This is a genomic window from Bradyrhizobium sp. WSM4872, assembly GCF_055811715.1.
This window is the reverse complement of record NZ_JBVVPT010000005.1, coordinates 266,965-289,372: the sequence shown is the minus strand read 5'-3', so window position 1 is coordinate 289,372 and position 22,408 is coordinate 266,965. Positions and strand designations below refer to the sequence as shown.

Here is a 22,408-nt window from a genome sequence, read left to right as displayed (position 1 = left end):
AGCAAGGTGTGCGTCCGCTTCCTGTCAGCGTCTTACCGCCCCGTCTTCACCCTGGTCCAGAGCCTATTGATGACCCGCTGGGTCGCCGGCTCGCGCGCCGTGATGACGAACAGGTTTGCGAGCGTTGCCTCGTCCGGATAGATATTCTTGTCGTTCAGGATCTTCGGATCGACCAGCTTCTGGCTGGCGAAATTGCCGTTGGCGTAGGACAGGAAGTCCGTATTCCTGGCGGCCACGTCCGGACGGTAGAGATAGTTGATCAGCTCGTAGGCTTCCCTAACGTTCCTGGCGTCCGCGGGGATTGCGAGATTGTCGAAGAACATCTGCGCGCCCTCCTTCGGGATGGCGAAGCCGATCTCGATGCCGCTTTTGGCTTCGGAAGCGCGGGCGCGGGCCTGCATGATGTCGCCGGACCAGCCGACCACGAAGCAGATCTCGCCGGTCGCGAGCGCGCTTAGATATTCGGACGAATGAAACTTGCGCACGGAGGGCCGCACCTTGGCGACGACGTCGGCGGCCTTCTCGAGGTCGGCCTGCTTGGTCGAGTTCGGATCGAGCCCGAGATAATTCAACGCCGCCGGAAAGATGTCGTCGGCGGAATCCAGCATGTGGACGCCGCAGTCCTTGAATTTCGCGAGGTTCTCCGGCTTGAACACGATGTCCCAGCTCTCGATCTTCGCATCTGCTCCGAGAATCTGCTTCAGCTTGGCGACGTTGTAGCCGATGCCCGTCGTGCCCCACATGTAATTGGCGGCGTAGACATTGCCGGGGTCGTAGATCGCGAGACGTTCGGTCACCACCGGCCAGGCATTGGCCAGGTTCGGCAGCTTCGACTTGTCGAGCTTCTGGAAGATGTTGGCCTTGATCTGGCGCTGGAGGAAATAGGCGGTGGGCACCACGACGTCATAGCCGGACTTGCCGGCCATCAGGCGCGTCTCTAGCGTCTCGTTGGCGTCAAAGGTGTCGTAGACCACCTTGATGCCGGTCTCCCTGGTGAAGGCCTCGAGGACGTCGGGCGCCACGTAGTTCGACCAATTGTAGAAGTTGACGACCCGCTCCTCGGCCCCGGCGGGGGCGGAGAGCAACGTCAGCGCGGCGGCGATCGCGAGGCCAAAACCAAAGCGGCTGACGTTGATCATCTCCCTACCTCTTGCGCCCGCGCACCGCGTCCGACAGCCGCTCCAGCGCGGTGTCGAGCGTCTCGTCCTTCTTGGCAAAGCAGAAGCGCACCACCGAGGTCACCGGGTCCTGCTCGTAGAAGGCCGACACCGGAATTGCCGCGACCTTGTAGTCCTTCACGATCCGCCAGCAGAATTCGGTGTCGCTCTCGTTCAGCCCGAGCGGGGACAGGTCGACGGTGAGGAAGTAGGTGCCCTGTGACTTCAGCACCGGGAAGCCGAGGCTCTCCAGCCCCTTGGCGAGGCGGTCCCTGCTCCGCGCCAGGTCCTTGCGCATCGACAGGAAGTAATCGTCGGGCTTGCCGAGGCCATACGCGACGGCGGCCTGGAGGTTCGGCGCGGTGGTGAAGGTCAGGAACTGGTGCACCTTGGCGGCAACGCGCAGCAACGGCGGCGCGGCGCAGACGAAGCCGATCTTCCAGCCGGTCAACGAGAAGATCTTGCCGGCAGAGCCGACCTTGATCGTGCGGTCCCGCATGCCGGGGATGGTGATCAGCGGGATGTGCTTGTGCTCGTCGAAAGTGACGTGCTCCCAGACCTCGTCGCAGATCGCGATGACGTCGAACTCCTGGCAGTAGCGCGCCAGCAGCTCGAGGTCCTCGCGCGGAAACACCACCGCAGACGGATTCAGGGGATTGTTGAAGAGCACCGCCTTGGTCTTTGAATTGAAGACGCTTTTCAGCATGTCCTCATTCAGCCGCCAGTGCGGCGGCTCGAGCCGGACCAGGCGCGGAATGCCGCCGGCCTGCCGGATGATCGGCAGATAGGAATCGTAAACCGGCTGGAAGCACACCACCTCGTCGCCGGGCTGGACAACGGCGAGGATGGCCGAGGTCAGGGCCTCGGTGCCGCCGGAGGTCACCATCACCTCGCTCATCGGATCGAGCTCGAGGCCATGCCAGTGGCCGTAATGGGTCGCGATCGCCTGGCGTAGTTCCGGCAGGCCCATCATTGACGGGTACTGATTGTAGCCGTTCAGTGAGGCCTCGGCCGCAGCGCGGCGGATGTCCTCAGGCCCGGGATCGTCGGGAAAGCCCTGCCCGAGATTGATGGCGGCATTGTCGCGCGCGGCCTGCGACATTGCCTCGAAGATGGTGACGGGAAGGTCCGCGAAGACCTTGTTGAGGGACGAGCTCCTGGACATCGGCGGGGTCAGCCGCCGACCTTGCTGGGAAGACCCGCCGCCTTCCAGCCGAGCATGCCGCCCGCCAGATGCTTGTCGTAAGGCAGGCCCACGGCCTGCGCCGCCAGCGAGGCCGTCACCGAACGCTTGCCCGAGCGGCAGGCGAACACGACCTCCTTACCCTCGGGATCGGGGATCGCTTTGGGATCGAAGGTCGAGAGCGGCACGACCACACCGTAGGGATAGGCCTCGGCCTCGACCTCGTTCGGCTCGCGCACGTCGACGAGGAGATAGCGCCCTTCCGCGACACCCTTGGAGACCTCGTCCGGGGTCAGATCCTGTACTTGATTTGCCACATCATCCTCCAACGTCGCGGGCCGCTGCCGGGGCGATCCCGGCGGGCGGCAACCTCGCCTCTCGGCCGGTGAAAATCAAGCGCTACAAAGGCTTGAGCTGCCTTGCGCAAGTTAAAGCTAAATCGCAGCGACTTGAAGCGCGACCTTCAGATGGAGGATCAGATCGTCACTTCAGATGGTGACCTGGGTGCCGACCTCGACGACGCGGCCGGAGGGGATCTGGAAATAGTCGGTGGCGTCGTTGGCGGAACGGCTGAGCGAGATGAACAGCCGGTCCTGCCAGCGTGGCATGCCGGAATGGGCCGCCGGCTTGAGCGCCCGCCGCGAGAGGAAGAACGAGGTGGACATGATGTCGAACTGCCAGCCGAGCTTGCGGGCGATCGCCAGTGCCTTCGGCACGTTGGGCGATTCCATGAAGCCGAACTTCAGCGTCACCTTGGAGAAGGTCGGCGAGATCTGTTCCAGCTTCACCCGCTCGGCCGGATCGATGCGCGGGGTCTGCGCGGTCTCGATGGTCAGAATGACATTCTTCTCGTGCAGCACCTTGTAGTGCTTCAAACTATGCATCAAGGCGGTCGGGGCACTGAGGGGATCGCTGGTCAGGAACACGGCGGTGCCGGGCACGCGCTGCGGCGGCCGCTTCTCCAGCATGGCCACGAGGTCGGCGAGCGGGAATTCGAGCTTGCGCGACTTCTCGAACAGCAGCCGGCTGCCGCGCCGCCACGTGTACATCAGGATGATCATGAGCGCGCCGAGCGCCAGCGGCACCCAGCCGCCCTCGAACACCTTGAGCAGATTGGCGGCGAGGAAGGTGAGGTCGAGGAACAGGAACGGCGCGATCAGGGCGGCAGCCGTGAACGGCGACCACCGCCAGACCTTCCAGATCACCACGAAGCCCATCAACGCCGTGACCACCATGGTCCCGGTAACGGAGATGCCGTAGGCCGAGGCCAGCGCGCTGGAGGAGCGGAACAAAAGCACCAGCAGGACCACCGCGACCAGCAGGAGCTGGTTGATGCGCGGGATGAAGATCTGGCCCGAATGGGCTTCAGACGTATGGCGAATTTCAAAGCGCGGCAACAGGCCGAGCTGGATCGCCTGACGCGTCAGCGAATAGGCACCGGTGATGACCGCCTGGCTCGCGATAACCGTTGCGGCGGTCGCCAGCACGACCATGCAGCCGCGGAAAAAACCTTGCGGAAAGAGCTGGAAGAACGGGCTCACGATCGCGCCGGGGTCGCCGAGCACGAGGGCACCCTGCCCCAGATAGTTCAATGCCAGCGACGGCACCACGATGAACAGCCAGGCGGTCTGGATCGGCCGCTTGCCGAAATGGCCGAGGTCGGCGTAGAGCGCCTCGGCACCGGTGACCGCCAGGAACACCGCGCCGAGCGTCACGAAGCCGATGATGCCGTGGTGGATCATGAAGGACACGGCGTAGAGCGGATTCAGCGCGAACAGCACCTGCGGCTGCTGGATGATCGGGTGGATCGCCGCGATCGCGATCACCGCGAACCAGACGCACATGATCGGGCCGAAGAAGGCGGCGACGCGCGCGGTGCCGCGGGACTGCACGGCAAACAGACCGACCAGGATGATCACGGTCAGCGGTACGATGTAGGGCTCGAAGTGCAGCGTGATATCCTTCATGCCTTCGATCGCCGACAGCACCGAGAGCGCCGGCGTGATCACGGCGTCGCCGTAGAACAGGGCGCCGGAAATGATGCCGAGCATGACGATGGTTGTTCCGCGGGTGCCGACTGCGCGCTGGGCCAGCGCCATCAGCGCCAGCGTGCCGCCCTCGCCGTTGTTGTCCGCGCGGAGCAGGATCACGACGTATTTGAGCGTCACCACGACGATGAGCGCCCACAGGATCAGGGAGAGCACGCCGAGCACCGCCGCCGGCGTCGGCAACCCCTCCGCGCCAGAAGCCGCCATCACCGCCTCGCGGAACGCGTAGAGCGGACTGGTGCCGATGTCACCGTAGACGACGCCGATGCTGCCGAGCGTCAGCGCACCGAAGCCGGCGGTGGTGTGGGCATCGCCATGCCCATTGGCCGCCGCCGTTTCCGGGGCGGAAATCGCTACGTCACTTGTCATGGGAGAGCCTGATGGCCTCTAAAAATGCTTCGCTGCACAACGGCGAGGAGCGCGCGGCTTATAGGCCTGCGCTGCCGGCATAGCCTAGCCCGATTTCGGGCCTTAGACATGCAATTTTGCATGCCTCTGCCGATCGCCGTTTAGATGGTGACTTGGGTTCCGACTTCAACCACGCGTCCGGTGGGAATCTGGAAATAGTCGGTAGCGTCGTTGGCGGACCGGCTCAGCGCGATGAACAAATGGTCCTGCCAAAGCGGCATGCCGGACTGCGCCGACGCCTTCAGCGAACGCCGCGACACGAAGAACGAGGTCGACATGATGTCGAACTGCCAGCCCTGCTTGCGCGCGATCGCGAGCGCCTTGGGCACGTTCGGCTGCTCCATGTAGCCGAAGCGCAGGCGGACCTTGAAGAACTTGTCGCTGATCTTCTCCATCCGGAAACGCTCCGACAGGTCGACCCGCGGCGTATGCGCGGTCTCGATGGTCAGGACCACGTTGTGCTCGTGCAGCACCTTATTGTGCTTGAGATTGTGCAGCAGCGCGGTCGGCACGAAGGAGGGATCGCTGGTCAGGAATACCGCGGTGCCCTTGACGATGTGCGGCGGCCGCTTCTCCAGGCTCCGGATCAGATCGTCCAGCGGCACCTCGATACGGCGCGTTTTCTGGATCAGGATCCCGGACCCTCGCCGCCAGGTCCAGATTGTCCCGGCCATGATCACGCCGAACAGCAGCGGCACCCAGGCGCCTTCCAGCAGCTTCAGAAGGTTCGCGCTGAAGAAGCTGATGTCGACCACGACGAAGGGCAGGATCACGGCTGCGGCCGTCGCGGCGCGCCAGTTCCACAATTTCCAGATCACGATGAAGCCCATGATGCCGTCGGCAACCATGGTGGTGGAAACCGCAATGCCGTAGGCCGAAGCCAGATTGCTGGGGGTGTGGAACAACAGCACCAGCAGCATCACACCGATCAGGAGCAGCCGGTTGACACGCGGCAGATAGATCTGGCCGGCATGAGTTTCCGAGGTGAAGCGCACCTCGAAGCGCGGCAGGAGACCGAGCTGCACAGCCTGATAGACCAGAGAATAGGCCCCTGTGATCACCGCCTGGCTCGCGATCACGGTCGCGGCGGTCGCAAGCCCGACCAGTGGCAGCACGAAATGCTCGGGCACCATGCGATAGAAAGAGTGCTCGATCGCGCTGGGATCTGACAGCACCAGCGCGCCCTGCCCGAAATAGTTGATCAGGAGCGAGGGCAGCACGAAGAACATCCAGGCCGACTGGATCGGCTTGCGGCCGAAATGGCCCAGATCTGCGTAGAGCGCCTCACCGCCGGTCACCGCGAGGAACACCGCGCCCAGCGTCACCAGGCCGATGGTGCCGTGCGACAGCAGGAATTGCAGCGCGTAATAGGGATTGATCGCTGCCAGCACCGACGGATCGTCGGCGATGTGAATGGCGCCCAACACGGCAAGAACGGTGAACCAGACGACCATCACCGGCCCGAAGGCCGAGGCGACCAGCGCCGTCCCCTTGCTCTGCACCGCGAACAGCAGCGCCAGGATGAGAACGGTCAGGGGAACGACATAGTGCTCGAAGGCGGGGGTCGCGAGCTTCAGACCCTCGACCGCCGACAGCACCGAGATCGCCGGCGTGATCATGGAATCGCCAATGAACATGGAGGCGCCGACAACGCCGAGCGCCATCAGGAACCAGCTCCGCCGCCCGAGCGCGCGCTGGCCGAGCGCCATGAGGGAAAGCGTGCCGCCCTCCCCGTTGTTGTCGGCGCGCAGCAGCAGCAGCACGTATTTGGCGGTGACGACGATCAGCAGCGCCCAGAGGATCAGCGAGAGCACGCCGAGCACCATGACGCGCGAGACCGGCTGACCGTGGGCCGCGCCCCTGACGGCCTCGTGGAATGCGTAGAGCGGCGAGGTGCCGATGTCGCCGAAGACAACGCCGATGCTCCCGAGCGTCAGGCCCCAGAAACCCGAGGTGACCGGCCCGTCCGGAGCTTCGGTCGATGTGATGCTCGCCGTCATATGAAACTGGAACGCTTCTGCCCGAGAATTGATCCGGCGCCTTTTGACGGTTCCGGCGCGCCTGTCAATTGGCACGTCACCATAGCAGGCGCCGGGGCGGATGCTGTGACGACGCAGCAACGGTCGCCGCCCACGCGACGACATGCCTCAGGTAAGATGGTGGCACAACAGCCCTGAGACTTTCCGTCCCCGACTGAAGGGGGATTGGCTCTACATGCTTGTTTTGTCGTGCTTTCTTCGTACGAAACGGGGTCCACTTCGCTCGAATGCGCCCTACGGCTTCAGATTCGGGGGCAGCGGCGGATCTTCGCGCATCAGGGTGATGGTCACCCGCCGGTTGGCCGCGAGCGAGGGATCGTCCGGAAACAGCGGCTGGGTGTCCGCCTTGCCGGAGACTGCAAAGACATGGGCGCCCGGCAGGCCCTCGCGTTCGAGAATCTGACGCACGGCATTGGCGCGGTCGGCCGACAGGTCGAAGGCGCCGTAGTCGCTGCGGGTCGGCACGAACCCAGCCGCGGTGTGGCCGGCGATGGAGACGCGCAGCGGCGTCGCCTTGAGCGGGACAGCGAGCTTCTCGATCAGGCGCCGGGTGCGGTCATAGGGCACTTTGGAGCCGTCGGCGAACATCGAGCGGCCGTCCTGGTCCACGATCTCGAGGTTGAGGCCCTGCTTGGTCTCCTCAAACATGATGTGCTTGGACATCTCGGTCAGTTCCGGCATGTCCTGCAGCGCCTGGCGCAGCGACGCCGCCGCCAGTGCAAAATTGCGGTCGACCTTGATCTTCGCGCCCGACGTGCGGTCACGATCCTCCTGGTCCGGCGTCGGCGTATTGGAGGAGTCCTCAGGCTGAATGTGATCGACGTTCTTCAGCCGAGGGCGGGTCGGCAGCCCGTCGGACTCGACAATGCCGGAATAGCGCGCTTCGGTCTGGACACCGAAGGCGTCGCGCATGGAGCCCGCGACGACCTTCAGCTTGTTGGCATCCTGGGTCGAAAACGCGACGAGCATCACGAAGAAGCTCATCATCAGGCCCATCAGGTCGGCGAAGGTCACGAACCAGCCGTGACCGCCTCCGTGTGAATCGCCGCGCTTCTTCTTGGCCATATCTCAAACCCCGACGCGCGGCCTCAGGCCGGCACCGGCTCGCCTTCGGCGTGGCGGTGCTTCTCGGGCAGATAGGCCAGCAGCATTTCCCGGACCAGCGTCGGGCTCTTGGAATCGCGGATCATCAGGATGCCGTCGATGATCAGCGTGCGGTTGGTCTCTTCGTCCAGGAGCTTGCCATGCAGCTTGTCGGCGATCGGGATACAGAACAGGTTGGCGACCAGCGCGCCGTAGAGAGTCGCGAGCAGCGCGGTCGCCATGAACGGGCCGAGCTTTGACGGGTCGGTCATGTTTGCGAACATCTGCACCATGCCGATCAGCGTGCCGACCATGCCGAAGGCCGGCGCGCAGTCGCCGATCGCGCGGTAGATCTTGCTGCCTTCGTCCAGATGCATCAGGAAATTGTCGCGGTCGCGCTCGAGATTGTCGCGAATGAAATCGAGGTCGTAGCCGTCGGCGACGTAGCGGATGCCTTTGGCGAGGAACGGCTCGTCGGTCTCGACCTTTTCCAAACCCACCGGCCCCTGCTTGCGGGCGATCTCGGCGATGCGGGCGAGCTCGTCGACCAGATCGTGCGCCGACAGACGGCTCATCGTGAAGGCAAACTTGGCGCCGAGCGGCAGGCCGTGGATCAGCGTCGAGAGCGGAAAGCGGATCATGGTCGCAGCGGTCGAGCCGCCGAAGATGATGATCATCGCATGCTCGGAAATGAACATGTGGAGATCGCCGCCCAGCAGCATCATCGTCGCGATGACGACAATGCCCGCCACGAGCCCGATGCTCGTCATGATATCCATGGGAGACTCCAACGCGAACGCAACAACGGCCGTCCTGGCCGATGGCGCGGCCCAACCCCGAACCGCATCGGAACCCTAGTGAGCCGCGATTAAAGACGCGTAAAGGTTAAGTCGAGCCGGCGCGCCGGGCGGCCGTAGCGCGCTGAAAGGCGCCGGCTTTTGCCGACCGCCGACACTGATTTCAACAATTTGCTAACCATACGGCGGCGCGCGCACCGATCACTCAAGGCCGCGCGCGCGAAGTCTTCGGATGCGCTGCCGCGGTGCTCGGTGAGCCGGATCAGGCCGCCCTATTCCTGACGGAACAGAGCAGCCTGCGAGCAGCGTCGCAGCCGTAGATCGTTCCGGTCCGGCCGTTAGTGGATCTCCGCAGAGCGCTTCAGCGCAGCCTTCAACTTCTCCAGCGAGAAGTCCGGGCTGCGGGCGATCTCGAGGATCGGCGTCTCGCGGCGGCCACAGAGCTCGGCAGCCTCAGGCAGCTTTGCGGCGATATCGTGCGGAATCACGATGGCGCCGTGCAGATCGGCGTGGATCAAATCGTCCGACTTCACGGTCATGCCGGCGACGCGCACCTCGCCGCCAAAGCTCTCGGCATGCACCCATGCATGCGACGGGCCGATCGAGCCGGCCAGCGCCTGGAAACCCGGTGCCCATTGCGGGATGTCGCGGATCGAACCGTCGGTGATGACGCCGAGGCAGCCGAGCGCCTTGTGCACGTTGCTCTGCACCTCGCCCCAGAACGCTCCGTAGCCGACGTCGGGACCGTCGATGTCCTGGATCACCGAGATGCGCGGACCGTGGCCTGTACCGACATATTCGTAATAGTCGATGCGGCGCTTGGACTGCTCTTCCGGCGGTAGCGAATTTTTCAGCACCGAGCGGATCGCGACCGTGCGGGCATAGCCGACGATCGGGGGCAGATCGGGAAATGGGCAGACCAGCGGCTTGGTGGTGTAGCCGATCAGCCGGCGCTCGGGCGCCACGATCTCCATGGCATTGCAGATCGTCGGCGTGTCATAGCGGCCCAGCGCTTCGAGGACGGAAGCGGGCAGCGGCCCGGTCGCGTTATTCGTCACGGCGTTCTCTCCCAGATTGGCGGCCGCTGTTGGCGCGGTGCCGCCGTCATCAGGCGATATAGCCGAGATCGGGCCTCAACCCAACTCAGGGCGCCTCATGGCAGATATCCAAGTCTCGCTGCTCGAGGTTTTGCCGCTCAGGGCCTTGCCGTTCAGTGCAGCCGGTCGGGCCGGTCATCGTCCCGCGGCGGCTCCGACAGGTTTGTCAGCGTCGGTGCCGACGGCGGCGACGAGACCTCGCCTCCCGCCGGCGCGGTGGCTTCCATCGCGCGCGCCTGGTCGCGATAGGATTTGTAGCCGAGCGGCAATGCGAGCAGATACAGCACCGTGCCGATCGACAGCACGTGCCAGGGATAGGCGATCAGCAGCGCGATGAAGACGATCACCGCGACGAACGCAGGCAGCACCAGTTCGGGCGGCACGCGCATGCGCTTGGTCTTGCCTGAGAACACCGGCAGGCGCGACACCATCAGGAAGGCGATCAGCAGCGTATACGCAGCCGTCACCGCCGCAGGCAGCCGGCCGAGATCGAGGAACGCGACATAGATCGGCAGCAGCACCGTGATCGCGCCCGCCGGCGCCGGCACGCCGGTGAAGAAATTGGCGGCGAAGGCCGGCTTGTTGGGATCGTCCATGGTGGCATTGAAGCGCGCCAGGCGGAGGCCACCGGAGATCGCAAACACCATGGCGGCGATCCAGCCGGCATTGCCAAGCTCGTGCAGCTGCCAGAAATACAGCATCAGGCCGGGCGCCACGCCGAAATTGACGAAGTCGGCGAGGCTGTCGAGCTCGGCGCCGAACTTGGACTGCCCCTTGATCATGCGCGCGATGCGGCCGTCGATGCCGTCGAGCGCCGCCGCGAACACGATGGCGTAGACCGCGAGCGACATCCGCCCTTCGATCGAGAGCCGGATCGAGGTCAGGCCGGCGCAGATCGCCAGCAGCGTGATGACGTTGGGCACCAGCATGCGCACCGGGATCGGGCGGAACCGCCGGCGGCGCACGTCAGGATCTTTGAAGTCATAGGGCGTCATGGCTCGTCCTCACCTTGGGGCGAGATATAGCAAGCCGCGTTCCCCTCCGCCATTGCGGCGGAAGACCCCTCGGGCCGACTTATTGGTTAATTGGAGCGGTAGGCGCGGCTCGGGTCATCTCCGGCGAGATCGGCCAGAATCGTCTCGCCGGCGATCGCGGTCTGCCCTTCCGAGACCAGCGCCCTGGTGCCCAGCGGCAAATAGACGTCGAGCCGTGAGCCGAAGCGGATCAAACCGAAGCGCTCACCGGCGCCGATTGCCTGCCCCTCTTTGACGAAGCAGACGATGCGCTTGGCGACGAGCCCTGCGATCTGGACCACGCCGATCCGCGCCGTCGGCGTCGTGATCGCCAGCGAGTTGCGCTCATTGTCCTCGCTCGCCTTGTCCAGCTCGGCATTGATGAAGAGGCCGGGCCGGTAGGCGATACGGTCCACCCGGCCTGCGATCGGGCTGCGGTTCACATGGCAGTTGAACACGCTCATGAACACCGAGATGCGCGGCAGCGGCCGATCGCCGAGCCCGAGTTCGGCGGGCGGCAGCGCCATGGTGATCATCGAGACGCGGCCGTCGGCTGGCGACACCACGAGCCCCTCGCGCACCGGGGTCACGCGCACCGGATCGCGGAAGAACAGCGCGCACCACACGGTCAGGATGGTGCCGATCCACCCCAACGGCGACCAAAGCCAGAACAGGATCAGGCTTGCCAGCGCAAAGCCTCCGATGAAGGGATAACCCTCCTTGTGGATCGGCGGGATCTGACGCTGGATCGAATCGAGAATGGACATCGTTATCTGCCGCTCAGGGTTGATGGCGCAGGTCGTCCCGCGCGGTGGTGTTGTTTAGGCCAGAGTTGGGACCGGAGACAAGGTCACTCCGCCGCCGCAGGCGCCGTCAGGACATCGGCAACCGGCGGTGGCTCCCGGTTCGGCGCCTCGCCGGAATCGGCCATCCTGGCCAGTTTCTCGCGCGCCGCCTCGGCCTCGCGCTGCCTGTTCCACATGCTGGCGTAAAGGCCCCCCTCCGCGAGCAGTTTCGCGTGGGTGCCGCGCTCCGCGATGCGACCCTGGTCCAGCACGATGATCTCGTCGGCGCCGACGATGGTCGAGAGCCGATGGGCGATCACCAGCGAGGTGCGGTTCTTCGCCACGCGTTCGAGCGCCCCCTGGATTTCGTGCTCGGTGTGGGTGTCCAGCGCGGAGGTCGCCTCGTCCAGCACCAGGATCGGCGGCGCCTTCAAAACGGTGCGCGCGATCGCGACCCGTTGTTTTTCACCACCGGACAATTTCAGCCCGCGCTCGCCGACCTGGGTCTCGTAGCCTTTCGGCGCCATGCGGATGAAATGATCGATCTGCGCCAGCTGCGCCGCCTGCTCGACCTCGGCATCGCTGGCGTCCCAACGGCCGTAGCGGATGTTGTAGCGGATGGTGTCGTTGAACAGCACCGTGTCCTGCGGCACCATACCGATGGACGCGCGCAAGCTCGCCTGCGTGACTTCGCGAATATCCTGGCCGTCGATCAGGATCTTGCCGCCGGAGATGTCGTAGAGCCGAAACAAAAGCCGCGAGATGGTCGACTTGCCCGCACCGGATGGGCCGACGATCGCGACCGTCTTGCCGGCCGGCACCTCGAAGCTGATGCCCTTGAGGATCGGACGGGACGGCTCATAGGCAAAGCGCACGTCCTCGAAACGCACATTGCCCGCGGAGACCGCCAGCGGCTTCGCGCCCGGCGCATCCTTGATCTCGGCCTCGCGCCCCAGCACGTTGAACATCTTCTCGATATCGATGATCGCCTGCTTGATCTCGCGATAGACCATGCCCATGAAGTTCAAGGGCTGGTAAAGCTGGATCATCATGGCGTTGACCAGCACGAAATCGCCGACGGTGTTGGTGCCGTTGCGCACGCCGATCGCGCACATCAGCATGGTCGCGGTCAGCCCCAGCGTGAAGATCACGGCTTGCCCGGTGTTGAGCACGGCCAGCGAAGTGTAAGCCTGGACGCTCGACTCCTCGTAACGCGCGACCGATCGGTCGTAGCGCTGCGACTCACGGGCCTCGGCGCTGAAATATTTGACGGTCTCATAGTTGAGCAGCGAGTCGATCGCCTTGGTGTTCGCCTCGGTGTCGGCATCGTTCATCTTGCGGCGGATGCCGATCCGCCACTCGGTCGCGATGTAGGTGTAGTACATGTAGACCGCGACAGTGACGAGGGTCGCGAGCACGTAGCGCCAATCGAACTGCCACAGCAGCACGGCCATCAGCAGCGAGACCTCGACGATGGTCGGGATCAGCTGCAGGATCACCATGCGTACGATGACCTCGATGCCCTCGCGGCCGCGCTCGAGCACGCGCGTCAGGCCGCCGGTCTTGCGCTCCAGGTGGAAGCGCAGCGACAGCTCGTGCATGTGGATGAAGGTGATAGTGGCGAGCTTGCGCACCGCATGCATGGCAACGCGCGCGAAAATGCCGTCGCGCCATTGCGTCAGCACTGCCATCAGGATGCGCATCACGCCGTAGCTGGCGGTCAGCAGCAGCGGCGAGGCGATCACCCAGAGGTGCCAATTGTCGGCCTGCACCGGCGCGGTGTTGGCGCCGGTCAGCGCATCGGTCGCCCATTTGAAACTGAAAGGAACCGTGAGCGTGATCAGCTTGGCGGCGAGCAGCAACACCATCGACCAGACCACGCGCATCTTCAGGTCGAAGCGGTCGCCCGGCCAGATATAGGGCCACAGGTGCGCCAGCGTGCCCATCAGCGTGGCCCGCTCCAGCGGCCCCCCGGCGGGATCAGGAACGTTGGGGCCGGCGGGCAATTGAGCTTGGTCCATCAAGAAGCCTGAAAAGCCCGTCGGATGCGGGCTGCGTTGCCATTAAGGATTTTCGCTTGTCATATAGAGCCTTACCGATGCCCATGCACCCCGCCAGATGGCGAATCTTCGATTGTTCTTCGCCGTTTACCGGTAGATTTCCGGAAGTCCCGAATCACCGATTGGGCTTGACGCCTCTCCGCTGCAATGCATCATGGCACCAATGAGCACGATCAAAACCGTCTGTGTCTATTGCGGCTCCGGCCCAGGAACCAATCCCCGTTTCACCGAAGGCGCCAAGGCGTTCGGCAAGGCGCTCGCCGAGAACAACATCCGCCTCGTCTATGGCGGCGGCTCGCTCGGCCTGATGGGCTCGGTTGCCACCTCCGTGCTCGACCACGGCGGCACCGTCACCGGCATCATCCCCGACTTCCTGCGGATGCGCGAAAACGCGCTGACGCGCGTGCAGGAGATGATCGTCACCCCCGACATGCACGAGCGCAAGCGCTTGATGTTCGAACGCTCCGACGCCTTCGTGGCGCTCCCGGGCGGCGTCGGCACGCTGGAAGAGCTGGTCGAGCAATTGACCTGGAAGCAGCTGGGACGTCACGCCAAGCCGGTGCTGCTTGCCAACATCGACAATTTCTGGGAGCCGCTGTTCTCGCTACTGTCGCACATGCGCCAGACCGAGTTCATCCGCGCCGGGCTTTCGGTCGACATCCTCAAGGCCGATCGGATCGAAGAGATTTTGCCGAAGCTGAAATCGGCTGCGGCGCAGATCGAAGACGCGGAAAAGCAGCTCGCCCCGGAAATGGCGCGCAAGCTTTAGTCCGCAGGAAACGTCACCGCCTCGATCCGGTTGCCATCGGGGTCGACGACGAAGGCTGCGTAATAACGCACGCGATCGTGCGGGCGGATACCCGGCGCGCCGTCGGACGCGCCGCCGGCGGACAGCGCTGCCGCGTGAAATGCATCGACCTCGGCGGTCGTCCTGGCCCGCAGGCAGATATGCACGCCGCTCTCCGGCGGCACGCGCGGCATGCCCTCGCGCAGATTGATCCAGAATTCGGGATAGGCCTTGCCAAAGCCGATCGTCCGCGGTCGCGCGACGACGCGCGTGAGCCCGAGGGCCCCGAGCGTTGTTTCGTAAAATGTCGCCGAGCGTTCGAGATCGCTGACGCCGACGGAGATGTGATCGATCATGCCTTGGTCCCTCCTCACCCCCAGCTGTCATCGCCCGGCTTGACCGGGCGATCCAGTATTCCGAGACGCCAGAGAGCTACGGAGAAGCCACGGTGTACTGGATACCCCGCTTTCGCGGGGTATGACAGCCATTGTGGGTCCTAAGCCGGCGCGCCCGACTTCACCAGCTTGTAGATCACCGAATCCATCAATGCCTGAAACGAGGCGTCGATGATGTTGGGGGACACCCCGACCGTGGTCCAGCTGTCGCCGTTCTCGTCCTCGCTCTCGATCAGGACGCGCGTGACCGCGCCGGTGCCGCCGTTGAGGATACGCACGCGATAGTCGATCAGCGTCAGGCCTTCGATATATTTCTGGTACTTGCCGAGATCCTTGCGCAACGCGACGTCGAGCGCGTTGACGGGACCGTTGCCTTCGGCCGCCGAAATCAGATGCTCGCCGGCAACGTCGACCTTGACCACCGCCAGCGCCACGGTGACGCGCTCGCCATGCGAATTGTAGCGCTGCTCGACATTGACGTCGAACTGCTCCACCTCGAAATAATGCGGCACCTTGCCGAGCGTGCGCCGCGCCAGCAGCTCGAACGAGGCGTTGGCGGATTCATAGGCGTAGCCCTGGGCTTCGCGCTCCTTCAACTCCTCGACCAGCCGCGACAGCTTCGGATCACTCTTCTCATAAGCGATGCCGGCGCGGTCGAGCTCGGCGATGACGTTGGAGCGGCCGGCCTGGTCGGACACCAGCACCTTGCGGTGATTGCCGATCAGCTCCGGCAAGACATGCTCGTAGGTCTGCGGATCCTTCAGCACGGCGGAGGCATGGATGCCGGTCTTGGTGACGAAGGCGCTCTCGCCGACATAGGCTGCATGCCGGTTCGGTACGCGGTTGAGCATGTCATCGAGCGTGCGCGACACCTTGACCAGCGTTGCGAGCTTCTCCGCCGTGACGCCGATCTCGAAGGCGTCGGCAAACTCGGCCTTCAGCTTCAAGGTCGGGATCAGCGAGCACAAATTGGCGTTGCCGCAGCGCTCGCCGAGGCCGTTCAGCGTGCCCTGGATCTGCCGCACCCCGGCGCGTACCGCGGCGAGCGAATTCGCCACCGCCTGCTCGGTATCGTTATGGGCGTGGATGCCGAGATGATCGCCGGGGATGTGCTTGGTCACCTCAGTGACGATGGCCTCCACCTCGTTCGGCATGGTGCCGCCGTTGGTGTCGCACAGCACCACCCAGCGCGCGCCGGCTTCATAGGCGGCTTTCGCGCAGGCGAGCGCGAAACTGGAATCCTCCTTGTAACCGTCGAAGAAATGTTCGCAATCGAGCATCACCTCGCGGCCGGCGGCCTTTGCTGCTGCGACGCTGTCGCGGATCGAGGCGAGGTTCTCCTCCTTCGTCGTCTCCAGCGCGACGCGCACTTGGTAAGCCGAAGCTTTTGCGACGAAGCAAATCGCGTCGGCTTTGGCTTCCAGCAGCCCGGCCACGCCCGGATCGTTGGAGACCGAGCGCCCCGCCCGCCGCGTCATGCCGAACGCAGTGAAGCGCGCATGCGAAAACTTCGGCTTGGTGCCGAAGAACTCGGTGTCGGTCGGATTGGCGCCGGGATAGCCGCCCTCGACATAGTCGATGCCGAGTTCATCGAGCATCGCCGCGATGATTTGCTTGTCGGTCAGCGTGAAGTCGACCCCATTGGTCTGCGCGCCGTCGCGCAGCGTGGTGTCGAACAGATAGAGACGCTCCTTGCTCATTGCAGCGCTCCCGACGCAGGGCCGCTGCCGAGCGTCTTTTGCATGGTGGTGTTGGCCAGCCACTCGTCGTTGACGGTGATGCTGTTGCGCTGCATGGCGACATAGCCGCGCTTGGCAAAAAAGCCCTGCGCGTTGTCGCTGGCATCGACCGTCAGCTTGTCGGCGCCGCGGCCGCCCGCAAGCTTTTCCAGCGCATCGACCAGCATGGTCGCCAGGCCCTGCCCGGCCACGGCCGGATGCACATAGAGCATGCGGACATGATCCTTGCCGCGGAGCGAGGCAAAGCCCACCGGTGATCCCTCCAGCGTTGCGATCAGCGTCAGGTCGGAGGCGAGCCCCTTGCCGAATTCTTCGTCCTCGGCTGCGGCCATCCAGGCCTGCTGCTGCGCTTCGCTATAGTCCTCGCCGGTCAGCTCTTCGATGCTGGCCGTGAAGATCGCGGCGAGAACCGGCACGTCCTCCGGCAGGAAGGGCCGCAAGCCAGGCTTTGGGAGTGCTTGTGCCATCGTCTTCACCACATCCCATAGAGTTTCAGCGCCAGCGCCACGGCGGCGCCGAGCAGCAGGATTTTCAGCGCGATGTAATAGAACCAGTGCCGCGGAAAAGGCGTGTCGGGCCGCTTCATCGTGCGACCTCCCACGTGGTCCCTTCTTTGGAATCCTTGATCGCGACGCCCATCGCGGCAAGCAGATCGCGGATACGATCGGAATCCGCAAAGTCCTTGCGCTCACGCGCCGCCGTCCGCTCCGAGATCAGGCGCTCGACTTCCTTGGCATCGACGCCACTCGCCTGCTGCTTGCGTCCTTCCCACTGCGCGGCACTCTCGGAGAGAAAGCCGAGCAGACGCAACGAACCCGCGAGGGCACCAACGTCGCTGCCGCGCAACCCATGCAGCGCCGCGATGGCGAGCGGCGTGTTGAGGTCGTCGAGCAGCGGCTCGACCACTGACAGGGCGGGCTTGCTGGGCGCGATGTCAGCCGCAACTCGATACCAGTCGTCGAGCGTCTTCGCGCTCTCCTCCAGCGACTTCATCGTCCAGTCGATCGGCGAGCGGTAATGCGTCTTGAGCATATTCAGGCGCAGCACTTCGCCCGGCCAGTCGGTGAGCAGCTCATGGATGGTGATGAAGTTGCCGAGCGATTTCGACATCTTCTCGCTTTCGACCTGCAGGAAGCCGTTATGCATCCAGTAGTTCGCCATGCGCTCCCGATGGAAGGCGCAGCAGGTCTGCGCGACCTCGTTCTCGTGATGCGGAAACACGAGATCGATGCCGCCGCCATGGATGTCGAAGTGCTCGCCGAGATGCCTCCAGGCCATGGCCGAGCACTCGACGTGCCAGCCCGGCCGCCCCTGCGCGGCGACGCCGGCCGGTGACGGCCATGACGGCTCGCCGGGCTTGGACGGCTTCCACAGCACGAAGTCGGTGTTACCCTTCTTGTAGGGCGCGACATCGACGCGGGCGCCGGCGACCATCTCGTCCAGCGAACGGTTGGACAGCGCGCCATAGCGCGGCAGCCCGGAATCGGCCGCGTTCATCGCCTGCGGCGAGAACAACACGTGATCCTCGGCGACATAGGCAAAGCCGCCGGCGACCAGCCGCTCGATGATATCGCGCATCTCGCCGATATGCTCGGTGGCCCGCGGCTCGACGCTCGGCCGCAGCGCACCGAGCGCATCGACGTCGGCGTGAAACTGCTCGCCGGTCTGCTCGGTGACTTTCCGGATCGCCTCGTTCAGCGGCAGGCCGGGGAAATCCCGCGCGGCGCGGTCGTTGATCTTGTCGTCGACGTCGGTGATGTTGCGGACATATTTGACGTGCGCCTCACCATAGATATGGCGCAGCAGCCGAAACAGCACGTCGAACACGATCACGGGCCGGGCGTTGCCGATATGGGCGAAGTCATAGACCGTCGGTCCGCAGACATACATGCGGACGTTCTTCGCATCGAGCGGCACGAAGGTGCGCTTTTCCCGGCTCAGCGTATCGTAAAGGCGCAATTCCATATGGATACCCGTCGGCTGTTGGCCGGGCGTCCAGTGCTCTCAATGGTTTTGAGAAAAGACGGCTCCAGCCAGCGAATCGCTAGCTCGTAATCTCGCGGCAAATGGCGCAAATGACGAGGAGACCGTTCATGAGGGAACATATGGGCTATGAGGCGGCCCTGCGTCAAGAGAGCCGCGAAAATGCCGTTTTATCTCCGGAATGCGCAGCCGCCACGCACAGATGGTTCATCTCCTTAACCATTTGAGTCCATTCTGGAACTGGCAGTTCCTTTGTTTTTTGCCCCGGTGTTTTCATGCGATCATTGCTCGCGCTCATTTCCTGCGCCTCCATCCTTGCGGCTTCCAGCGCTCTCGCCGAGACCCGCGTCTTCATCATCCCTAACCAGGCCGATGGCTACGGCGTCGATCAGTGTCTGGCCAAGAGCGACAAATGCGGCGCGCAGGTCGCCCGCACCTACTGCCAGTCACGCGATTTTGCCCAGGCTTCGGCCTATCGCCGGGTCGATCCCGACGAAATTACCGGCTCTGTCCCCAAATCCGGCGCAAACTGCTCCCATGGCCATTGCGATGAATATGTCGCAATCACCTGCCAGCGCTGAATTCGCTCGGAACTGGCGTACCTTAGGCCCAATCGCTGGCCTCTGAAACGACGTGACGATGCCGCAGGAAGCGGCTATGGGAGGGCGCGCTTCGGCCCCCCACATCACGCGTGGCCGTGACCTCGCTAGAATGGCGGATATGCCTGAATTTTTGTCTCTCTCCCGTGCTCGCTCGATCCTTGCCTGCGCCGTGCTCTTGAGCACGGTCGCGCTCGCCAATGGTGCTTCCGCACAGGCCGGACCGCCGGGACCGCCGCCTCAACCCGGCCAGAACGGGCTCGGACCCAACCCGATGTGTGCGCGCCTGGAAGGCCAGCTCGCCGGTCTCGATCGTGGCGGCGGCGGTGATCCCGCGCGCGAAGACCAGATCCGCCGCTATCAGGAATCCCAGAGCAAGCAGCAGGCCGAGCTCGACCGCGTCACCATGCAGGCCAAGCGCATGGGTTGCGATTCCTCCGGCTTCTTCTCGTTGTTCAGCGGCCAGTCGGCGCAATGCGGTCCGGTCAACACCCAGATCCAACAGATGCGCGCCAATCTGGACCAGATCACCGGCAATCTCGAACGCCTGCGCGGCGGCGGTCCCGGCGGCTTCAGTCCCGAGCGTGACAACCAGCGCCGCTCGGTGCTGGCAGCGCTGGCCCAGAACAATTGCGGCCCGCAATATGCCAACGCCGCGCAGTCGCAAGGCGGCGGCAACTTCCTGAGCAATCTGTTCGGCGGCAACAACCCCAACAATCCGCAAGGCGTGCCGCCGTCCGATCTCGGCCCGCAATCAGGCACCTATCGCACCGTGTGCGTGCGCACCTGCGACGGCGCGTATTTCCCGGTTTCGTTTGCGACCGTGCCGGCGCGCTTCCCCGACGACGAGAAGACCTGCAAGGCGCTGTGCCCGGCCGCCGAAGCCGTGCTCTACACCCATCGCAATCCCGGCGAGGACATGAACTCCGCGGTCTCCACCAGCGGCCAGCCCTACACGGCACTGCCGACCGCGTTCAAATTCCGCAGCGAGTTCAATCCATCCTGCTCCTGCAAGGCGGCGGGCCAGACCTGGGCCGACGCGCTCAAATCCGCCGACGACAAGGCCTCGGCCGAGCAGCAGGGTGACATCATCGTCACCGAGGAGAGCGCCAAGAAGATGCAGCAGCGGCAGCTCACCAAGGGCACGCCTGCGAATGCCAAGAAGGGCGCAGCGCCGGCGCCGACGACGGCTGGCGCGCCGGCAGCAACGCCGCCGGCGGAAACCGGCACCACTGCGACCTCATCCGAGAACAAGCCGATCCGTTCGGTCGGCCCGAGCTTCCTGCCGCAACAGCAGAAGTAGGCGGCCACAAATTCAACTGTCATGCCCGCGAAGGCGGGCATCCAGTACTCCGCGGCGGCAGTTTGGGTTTCGACAACGTCCGCCGCGGCGTACTGGATCATCCGCCTTCGCGGATGATGACAGCGTCGTACGTGACGAACCGTCCATCCCACGACGTTCGGCCAGCCTCACCCCTCGAACGCGTCGATCGAGGCTTTGCTCCCACGCGACACCAGCGTCTCATCCGGGGCGGCGAGCTGCTCGCCTTTGTCGCGAAAGCGGTTGGTGATGGGATAGCGGCGGTCGCGGCCGAAATTCCTGGCCGTGACCTTGACGCCGGGCGCGGCCTGGCGGCGCTTGTATTCGGCGACGTTGAGGAGATGATCGATGCGGGTGACCATCTCGCGGTCGAAGCCAGCGGCGATGATCGTGTCGAGCGGCTCTTCGCGCTCGATGAGACGCTCCAGGATGGCATCGAGCACGTCGTAAGCCGGCAACGAATCCTGGTCGGTCTGGTTCTCGCGCAGCTCCGCGGTCGGCGGGCGCGTGATGATGTCGGGCGGGATCACCTCGCCCGCAGGCCCGAGCGCGCCATCCGGCTTCCAGCTGTTGCGCAAGCTTGCCAGCCGAAACACCTGCGTCTTGTAGATGTCCTTGATCGGATTGAAGCCGCCGTTCATGTCGCCGTAGAGCGTGGCATAGCCGACCGACATTTCCGACTTGTTGCCGGTTGTCACCACCATCAGGCCGGTCTTGTTGGAGATCGCCATCAGCAGCGTGCCGCGGGTGCGGGCCTGGAGATTTTCCTCGGTGACATCGGGCGGCAGATTCTTGAAGACGCCGGACAGGATGGTCTCGAATCCGGTCACCGCTTCGGCGATCGGCAGCACCTCGTAGCGGATGCCGAGATGGCCGGCGAGCTCGCCGGCGTCCGCAATCGAGTGTGCCGCAGTGTAGCGATAAGGCAGCATCACGCCGTGCACCTGATCGGCACCCAGCGCATCGACCGCGATCGCTGCGCAGAGGGCAGAGTCGATACCGCCGGAAATGCCGAGCAGCACACCGGGAAAGCCATTCTTGGCGACGTAGTCGCGCAAGCCCAGCACGCAGGCCGCGTAGTCGGCGTGGTCGCCCTCGGGCTGCGCGGCGATCGGACCGGTGCAACGCCAATCGTCGCCGCTTCTCGTAAAGCGCAGTGTGGTGATGCTCTCCGCGAAAGCCGGCAATTGCGCTGCGAGCGAAAGGTCGCCGTTGAGCGCGAAGGAAGCACCGTCGAACACCAGCTCGTCCTGGCCGCAAACCTGGTTGAGATAGACCAGCGGCAGACCGCTCTCGGTGACGCGCGCGACCGCGACCGACAAACGTACGTCAGCCTTGTTGCGGGCGTAAGGAGACCCGTTCGGCACGAGGATGATCTCGGCGCCGGTCTCGGCCAGCGTCTCGACCACGTTCTCGTAGTCCTCGGACTCCTCCAGCCAGATGTCCTCGCAGATCGGCACACCGATGCGCACGCCGCGCACGGTGACGGGGCCGGCCGCGGGGCCACGCGAAAATAGCCGCTTCTCGTCGAACACGCCGTAATTCGGCAGATTGCATTTGAAGCGCAAGCCAGCAATACGGCCGCCATCGAGCAGCACGCAGGCATTGTAGAGCCTGCCCTCCTCGACCCATGGCGTGCCGATCAGCATGGCCGGCCCGCCATCGGCGGTCTCGCGCGCCAACGCTTCGATCGCAGCGCGGCAGGCGGCCTGAAAAGCAGGCTTCTGCACCAGATCTTCCGGCGGATAACCGGCGATGAACAATTCCGGAAACAGCACGAGATCGGCGCCGTCGGCGGCTGCCCGCACGCGCGCCGCGCGCGCTTTCGCGGCATTGCCGTCGATGTCGCCCATGGTCGGATTGAGCTGGGCGAGCGTGACCGCGAATGCGTTGAGACGTTCGGTCATGGCGCTC

The 22,408-nt window shown here is 64.4% G+C and carries 19 protein-coding genes; 3 read left to right on the top strand and 16 right to left on the bottom strand.

The features are described 5' to 3' along the window. Positions 1 to 32: 32 nt before the first annotated feature. The 11 genes from AC0L3C_RS10355 to AC0L3C_RS10305 form a co-directional block, all read right to left on the bottom strand. Positions 33 to 1,139: a polyamine ABC transporter substrate-binding protein gene (locus AC0L3C_RS10355; protein WP_473278297.1), complete on the bottom strand. Its 1,107-nt coding sequence runs from the start codon at positions 1,137 to 1,139 to the stop codon at positions 33 to 35. A gap of 4 nt (positions 1,140 to 1,143) precedes the next feature. Beyond that, entirely contained in the window at positions 1,144 to 2,322 is a 1,179-nt protein-coding gene (locus tag AC0L3C_RS10350) for an aminotransferase (protein WP_473407858.1), read from the bottom strand. An 8-nt stretch (positions 2,323 to 2,330) separates the two neighbouring features. Beyond that, a complete protein-coding gene (locus AC0L3C_RS10345; protein ID WP_473257697.1) occupies positions 2,331 to 2,657 on the bottom strand; it encodes a rhodanese-like domain-containing protein in 327 nt (108 codons plus the stop codon). Between the two features lie 171 nt (positions 2,658 to 2,828). Further along, positions 2,829 to 4,757, bottom strand: coding sequence for a potassium transporter Kup (locus AC0L3C_RS10340; RefSeq protein WP_473278296.1), 1,929 nt, complete (start codon positions 4,755 to 4,757; stop codon positions 2,829 to 2,831). Positions 4,758 to 4,897: 140 nt separating this feature from the next. Next, the gene (locus AC0L3C_RS10335) at positions 4,898 to 6,796 is read right to left on the bottom strand and encodes a potassium transporter Kup (RefSeq protein ID WP_007608836.1); all 1,899 of its coding nucleotides are present in this window, start codon (positions 6,794 to 6,796) and stop codon (positions 4,898 to 4,900) included. 273 nt (positions 6,797 to 7,069) lie between these two features. After that, the gene (locus AC0L3C_RS10330) at positions 7,070 to 7,900 is read right to left on the bottom strand and encodes an OmpA/MotB family protein (RefSeq protein ID WP_007608835.1); all 831 of its coding nucleotides are present in this window, start codon (positions 7,898 to 7,900) and stop codon (positions 7,070 to 7,072) included. A 23-nt stretch (positions 7,901 to 7,923) separates the two neighbouring features. After that, on the bottom strand, positions 7,924 to 8,697 hold the full coding sequence (locus tag AC0L3C_RS10325; RefSeq protein ID WP_007592499.1) for a motility protein A: 774 nt from the start codon (positions 8,695 to 8,697) through the stop codon (positions 7,924 to 7,926). A 356-nt stretch (positions 8,698 to 9,053) separates the two neighbouring features. Next, positions 9,054 to 9,773 carry an RraA family protein gene (locus tag AC0L3C_RS10320; protein WP_473257703.1) on the bottom strand — a complete coding sequence of 240 codons (720 nt, stop codon included), beginning with the start codon at positions 9,771 to 9,773 and terminating at the stop codon, positions 9,054 to 9,056. 152 nt (positions 9,774 to 9,925) lie between these two features. Then, positions 9,926 to 10,807: a CDP-alcohol phosphatidyltransferase family protein gene (locus AC0L3C_RS10315; protein WP_473407857.1), complete on the bottom strand. Its 882-nt coding sequence runs from the start codon at positions 10,805 to 10,807 to the stop codon at positions 9,926 to 9,928. An 86-nt stretch (positions 10,808 to 10,893) separates the two neighbouring features. Further along, the gene (locus AC0L3C_RS10310; protein WP_473278372.1) at positions 10,894 to 11,598 is read right to left on the bottom strand and encodes a phosphatidylserine decarboxylase; all 705 of its coding nucleotides are present in this window, start codon (positions 11,596 to 11,598) and stop codon (positions 10,894 to 10,896) included. A 77-nt stretch (positions 11,599 to 11,675) separates the two neighbouring features. Further along, positions 11,676 to 13,631 carry an ABCB family ABC transporter ATP-binding protein/permease gene (locus AC0L3C_RS10305; protein ID WP_473407856.1) on the bottom strand — a complete coding sequence of 652 codons (1,956 nt, stop codon included), beginning with the start codon at positions 13,629 to 13,631 and terminating at the stop codon, positions 11,676 to 11,678. A gap of 202 nt (positions 13,632 to 13,833) precedes the next feature. Between AC0L3C_RS10305 and AC0L3C_RS10300 the strand changes: the two genes are divergently transcribed. Continuing rightward, complete coding sequence (locus AC0L3C_RS10300) at positions 13,834 to 14,439, top strand: LOG family protein (RefSeq protein ID WP_018459347.1); 606 nt, start codon at positions 13,834 to 13,836, stop codon at positions 14,437 to 14,439. On the opposite strand, the gene AC0L3C_RS10295 is transcribed toward AC0L3C_RS10300, so the two are convergent. The 4 genes from AC0L3C_RS10295 to cysS all read right to left on the bottom strand — a co-directional run bounded on the left by AC0L3C_RS10295 (position 14,436) and on the right by cysS (position 18,556). Further along, positions 14,436 to 14,813 (bottom strand): VOC family protein, encoded by a 378-nt coding sequence (locus tag AC0L3C_RS10295; protein WP_473257713.1) that lies wholly within the window; start codon positions 14,811 to 14,813, stop codon positions 14,436 to 14,438. The genes AC0L3C_RS10300 and AC0L3C_RS10295 overlap by 4 nt on opposite strands. A 140-nt stretch (positions 14,814 to 14,953) precedes the next feature. Further along, positions 14,954 to 16,552, bottom strand: a complete 1,599-nt coding sequence (gene cimA / locus AC0L3C_RS10290) for a citramalate synthase (protein WP_473407854.1) — start codon at positions 16,550 to 16,552, stop codon at positions 14,954 to 14,956. After that, positions 16,549 to 17,058 carry a GNAT family N-acetyltransferase gene (locus AC0L3C_RS10285; RefSeq protein WP_473257718.1) on the bottom strand — a complete coding sequence of 170 codons (510 nt, stop codon included), beginning with the start codon at positions 17,056 to 17,058 and terminating at the stop codon, positions 16,549 to 16,551. The genes cimA and AC0L3C_RS10285 overlap by 4 nt, the downstream gene beginning before the upstream one ends. Before the next feature lie 115 nt (positions 17,059 to 17,173). Then, a complete protein-coding gene (gene cysS / locus AC0L3C_RS10280; RefSeq protein ID WP_473407853.1) occupies positions 17,174 to 18,556 on the bottom strand; it encodes a cysteine--tRNA ligase in 1,383 nt (460 codons plus the stop codon). Positions 18,557 to 18,849: 293 nt separating this feature from the next. Here cysS and AC0L3C_RS10275 point away from each other — a divergent pair, with 293 nt between their 5' ends. Both AC0L3C_RS10275 and AC0L3C_RS10270 read left to right on the top strand, forming a co-directional pair. Further along, positions 18,850 to 19,155: a hypothetical protein gene (locus AC0L3C_RS10275; RefSeq protein WP_106943048.1), complete on the top strand. Its 306-nt coding sequence runs from the start codon at positions 18,850 to 18,852 to the stop codon at positions 19,153 to 19,155. A 130-nt stretch (positions 19,156 to 19,285) separates the two neighbouring features. After that, the gene (locus AC0L3C_RS10270; protein ID WP_473278291.1) at positions 19,286 to 20,476 is read left to right on the top strand and encodes a DUF2865 domain-containing protein; all 1,191 of its coding nucleotides are present in this window, start codon (positions 19,286 to 19,288) and stop codon (positions 20,474 to 20,476) included. 167 nt (positions 20,477 to 20,643) lie between these two features. Here AC0L3C_RS10270 and AC0L3C_RS10265 read toward each other — a convergent pair whose 3' ends face one another. Next, the gene (locus AC0L3C_RS10265) at positions 20,644 to 22,401 is read right to left on the bottom strand and encodes an NAD+ synthase (RefSeq protein WP_473407852.1); all 1,758 of its coding nucleotides are present in this window, start codon (positions 22,399 to 22,401) and stop codon (positions 20,644 to 20,646) included. Positions 22,402 to 22,408: the final 7 nt, after the last annotated feature.

Coding starts and splice junctions, on each gene's coding strand:
- AC0L3C_RS10275 (WP_106943048.1), top strand. CDS start 18,850: ATGCGATCATTGCTCGCGCTCATTTCCTGCGCCTCCATCCTTGCGGCT.
- AC0L3C_RS10305 (WP_473407856.1), bottom strand. CDS start 13,631: ATGGACCAAGCTCAATTGCCCGCCGGCCCCAACGTTCCTGATCCCGCC.
- AC0L3C_RS10325 (WP_007592499.1), bottom strand. CDS start 8,697: ATGGATATCATGACGAGCATCGGGCTCGTGGCGGGCATTGTCGTCATC.
- AC0L3C_RS10340 (WP_473278296.1), bottom strand. CDS start 4,757: ATGACAAGTGACGTAGCGATTTCCGCCCCGGAAACGGCGGCGGCCAAT.
- AC0L3C_RS10300 (WP_018459347.1), top strand. CDS start 13,834: ATGAGCACGATCAAAACCGTCTGTGTCTATTGCGGCTCCGGCCCAGGA.
- AC0L3C_RS10350 (WP_473407858.1), bottom strand. CDS start 2,322: ATGTCCAGGAGCTCGTCCCTCAACAAGGTCTTCGCGGACCTTCCCGTC.
- cimA (WP_473407854.1), bottom strand. CDS start 16,552: ATGAGCAAGGAGCGTCTCTATCTGTTCGACACCACGCTGCGCGACGGC.
- AC0L3C_RS10270 (WP_473278291.1), top strand. CDS start 19,286: ATGGCGGATATGCCTGAATTTTTGTCTCTCTCCCGTGCTCGCTCGATC.
- AC0L3C_RS10355 (WP_473278297.1), bottom strand. CDS start 1,139: ATGATCAACGTCAGCCGCTTTGGTTTTGGCCTCGCGATCGCCGCCGCG.
- AC0L3C_RS10335 (WP_007608836.1), bottom strand. CDS start 6,796: ATGACGGCGAGCATCACATCGACCGAAGCTCCGGACGGGCCGGTCACC.
- AC0L3C_RS10315 (WP_473407857.1), bottom strand. CDS start 10,807: ATGACGCCCTATGACTTCAAAGATCCTGACGTGCGCCGCCGGCGGTTC.
- AC0L3C_RS10295 (WP_473257713.1), bottom strand. CDS start 14,813: ATGATCGATCACATCTCCGTCGGCGTCAGCGATCTCGAACGCTCGGCG.
- AC0L3C_RS10285 (WP_473257718.1), bottom strand. CDS start 17,058: ATGGCACAAGCACTCCCAAAGCCTGGCTTGCGGCCCTTCCTGCCGGAG.
- AC0L3C_RS10265 (WP_473407852.1), bottom strand. CDS start 22,401: ATGACCGAACGTCTCAACGCATTCGCGGTCACGCTCGCCCAGCTCAAT.
- cysS (WP_473407853.1), bottom strand. CDS start 18,556: ATGGAATTGCGCCTTTACGATACGCTGAGCCGGGAAAAGCGCACCTTC.
- AC0L3C_RS10330 (WP_007608835.1), bottom strand. CDS start 7,900: ATGGCCAAGAAGAAGCGCGGCGATTCACACGGAGGCGGTCACGGCTGG.